This is a genomic window from Streptomyces sp. NPDC005784, from assembly GCF_042871525.1.
Taxonomy (GTDB): domain Bacteria; phylum Actinomycetota; class Actinomycetes; order Streptomycetales; family Streptomycetaceae; genus Streptomyces.
In genome coordinates, this window is record NZ_JBIAIQ010000101.1 from 1 (window position 1) to 3221 (window position 3221).

Here is a 3221-nt window from a genome sequence, read left to right on the forward strand (position 1 = left end):
GCTACGAACGCAAAGCCGAACACTTCCTCGCCTTCGCCGCCATCGCCTGCACCCTCATCTGCTACCGCCGACTCACCAAATGAGATGACTTCTTAGGCACCGCCGACGCGCGAGGGCGGAGGACCGCCTACGCAATGCGCGTGCCACCGGTCTACGCAACCTGCCTCTGCACGAGAGCGCGCAGAATCAGATCTGGCTGGAGATCGTCCAGCTCGCACTCGATCTGTTGGCCTGGCTGCCGATGCTTGCCCTGACCGGCAAGCCCCGGCTCTGGGAGCCCCGCCGACTGCGGCTGCGACTGTTCTCCGCCGCCGCTCAGCTGGTCAGCACCGCCCGTCGGCGGCACCTCCGGTTCGCCCGCCACTGGCCCTGGACCGACGTGATCACCGAAGCCATCAAGCGACTCGAGGCCCTTCCGAACCCGGGCTGACCAGCCACAACATCCCGTCCCTGCACCAGGAGCACTCCCACCGGAACCGGGGAAACCGGCGTCCACCCGGCACGACAGCCGGGCTGCCACCCTGCCCACAATCCGCGCGACAAGCCGAAACGGCCCACCGGAAGAACCGACGGACCGTCACGAAAGATCGAGGCTAACGCGGACTTACAAGAACGCGAATAAATCCGCGCCCCTTGGCAAGTGGCGTCAAGGCCTTGCCGATGACGGTGCCGAAGGCTCGATCGTGCTCGCTGACGCTCCGACTGTGTCCGACTGTCGACGAAGTTGTCAGCAGATCACCTGGGCGGATCGGAGCCGGATCGGCATCGGCAAGACACCACACCTTCCCCACGAGCGCCACGTTGACGCTGCCGACGTGACGGTCGAGGATGAGAGCCGGTTTCACACCGCCGGCGCCCGATACGATGCCCGCGACTGCGGTGTCGTATTCGCGGCTGCACCGTCGCACATTCCCTTCAGGTCCGACCACTACCACGCAGCCGGCAGCGATGTCGCCGTCGTCCGCCGTGAGTGCTTCTGCGTAGTCGGCGCCATCGAGGATCAGGTCGTGTCCGGAGGTGACCTCTATATCGCCCTGGACCTGAACTTTTCCGACGAACTGAGCCGCGAATGTGCCTCCGATTCCGACGACCCCTGTGCCTTGGGTGCTGGTTCCCCGTACGCCAGCTTCGTGTTCGCTCTGCCCGATGACGCCTGGGCCGGTCCCGCTGCTTATGCCGAATACGCCGGCTGCTTGCGGCCCGTCGCTGTCGTTACTGCCGACGACGGCGCCGTGATCGGGGGAATGCCCCACACCTCGCACTCCCTCGCCCTGTGCACTCTCCCCGAAAACGCCTTGCGCGGCGCTATCGTTGGTACCGACCACGGCGCCGTGATCCGGCGAGTGACCCATACCCCGGACTCCCTCGCCCTGCGCGCTCTCCCCGAAAACGCCTTGCCCGGCGCTGAGGTTGCCACCGACGACGGCGCCGTGATCGGGGGAATGCGCCATACCCCGGACTCCCTCGCCCTGTGTACTCTCCCCGAAAACGCCTTGCCCAGCGCTCTCGTTGGTACCGACGACGCCGCCGTGATCGGGGGAATGCGCCGTACCCCGGACTCCCTCGCCGTGTGCACTCTCCCCGAAAACTGCGGGATTTGAGTCTGAGGATGTCCCGACCAATGCAGTCATTTTCATTCCTTTCGAGTGATATAGGTGGACACACAGTCCAGGCGCTTTTGCTTCTAGGCCCTTCCGATAGTTCCACCGGCTGTGGGATCGCCTGATGGATCTGAAGGTCCGCCACCTTGAACCTTTGTGAATTGCACACAGTCCGGCTGATCGGGGTTTGTGCAGGGACCAGCCTGAACCTTTCCTGGAGCGGTGAGGAACGCAATGGTTCCTGCCGTTACGAGGAAGAGGCCGATGTCGCTGATCACGCTCTCGACGTCAGGTGTTGCCTGAAGCTTGACGTGCAGCGATGTTATTTGGTCGAAATGTGCTCGAATGTTCGGATCGATGCCGTTCTTCGATTGCTGAGTTGTTTCATCAGTGTGCAGTTCACCCGTAAAGCGAGTTCCAGCATTGTTCGGTATCCCGTTCAGTGTCAGATCCAACACGAATGAATCACCGGTGATCGTTCCGTTGTCGTGTACGCTAACGGACGCCGTCCAGCCGCCGGAACTGGCGAATGCAAAGGTGACGTCGGCATCGACGTCTCCTGCCGACGTCCTACTCTGAATAGTTTTCGTACGGATAGCGATGAGATCGCGAACGCTGACCGGAAATGATCTCTGCTCGAGTTTACTCAGCGCGACCAAGCTGATGGGCCCATTGCCCTGGAACTCCCGCGATGTTCTAACAGTTGGCATGACTGTTCCGATCTGCTTATTTTACCATTCGTTCCATCGACCGGCCATCGATTGACGGGAAATAATCGTCCCGATGCATGTCGCTGCCCTGCGGAGCTAAAGAGCGCCCCACCCGGGCATCACTGTGCGAATGCCGGCCCATCACGGCCCAGAATTGCCTCTTGAGTCATTGTCATCCAACCCTGGATGCTTCATGACTGGTCCTCGTGGTTCAGCGCCCTAGGCGACAAGGAGGTCGGACGCTCAGAAACGGAGATGGAGTACCGCGAACGCGCGATTACCTCCTAATCAGTGTCACTCTGCTTGTGCCGACCGGCAACCCGGCAAAGCGGGACGCGCCTGCGTCGCGCGGTGCTGGAGGCCGCCCGACCGTGACTGACACGTGTCTTTCCCCTGCGCCTCGAAGGAAAGTCCCACGCTGTGTTTCCGAATTGTAGGACGCAGTGATATCCCTGCCGCCCTTGCGGAGCCATCCTCCGGGGAGGCTTCACGGACCGGCACCTTCGCCCAAGGAAACCGTCTACCAATGGTGCGAGAAGCGCATCGGCCCGCCCGGCTTCCGCATCGACAAGTACGTCCGCTACGACCCCGCCGGCGTGCGTGCCCCAAAAAGACGGTTCGGTGGCCGGCACAGTCGGTGGAGTGCTCGCTGAGCTTTGCTGATCAGGTTGGTGCTGGGTGGATTTCGAGTCCGGTGTGGGCGAGGAATGCGGTCAGGAGGGCCGGTCGGTGCTGGATGCTGCGGAGTCCTGTTCGAACAGCGTGGGTGGGTTCGTCGAGGGTGAGGGCGGCGAGGTTGGCCAGCGCGGTGCGTTTTAGAAGTCATCTCATTTGGTGAGTCGGCGGTAGCAGATGAGGGTGCAGGCGATGGCGGCGAAGGCGAGGAAGTGTTCGGCTTTGCGTTCGTAGC

General features: G+C 62.3%; 2 protein-coding genes and 1 pseudogene. 2 read left to right on the forward strand and 1 reads right to left on the reverse strand.

Going from position 1 to position 3221, the window contains the following annotated elements; all coding sequences use genetic code 11:
• Nucleotides 1-91: 91 nt before the first annotated feature.
• Both ACFYR3_RS45570 and ACFYR3_RS45575 read left to right on the forward strand, forming a co-directional pair.
• Nucleotides 92-430 (forward strand): annotated as a pseudogene (locus ACFYR3_RS45570) (transposase); the annotation flags it as partial.
• Nucleotides 431-704: 274 nt separating this feature from the next.
• Entirely contained in the window at nt 705-1601 is an 897-nt protein-coding gene (locus ACFYR3_RS45575) for a hypothetical protein (protein ID WP_389288309.1), read from the forward strand.
• An 83-nt stretch (nt 1602-1684) separates the two neighbouring features.
• Here the strand turns inward: ACFYR3_RS45575 and ACFYR3_RS45580 are convergent, their stop codons facing one another.
• Complete coding sequence (locus tag ACFYR3_RS45580; protein ID WP_389288311.1) at nt 1685-2311, reverse strand: hypothetical protein; 627 nt, start codon at nt 2309-2311, stop codon at nt 1685-1687.
• Nucleotides 2312-3221: the final 910 nt, after the last annotated feature.

Bases quoted from the DNA above. Each gene is read 5' to 3' on its own strand.
- ACFYR3_RS45580 (WP_389288311.1), bottom strand. From the start codon at position 2,311: ATGCCAACTGTTAGAACATCGCGGGAGTTCCAGGGCAATGGGCCCATC.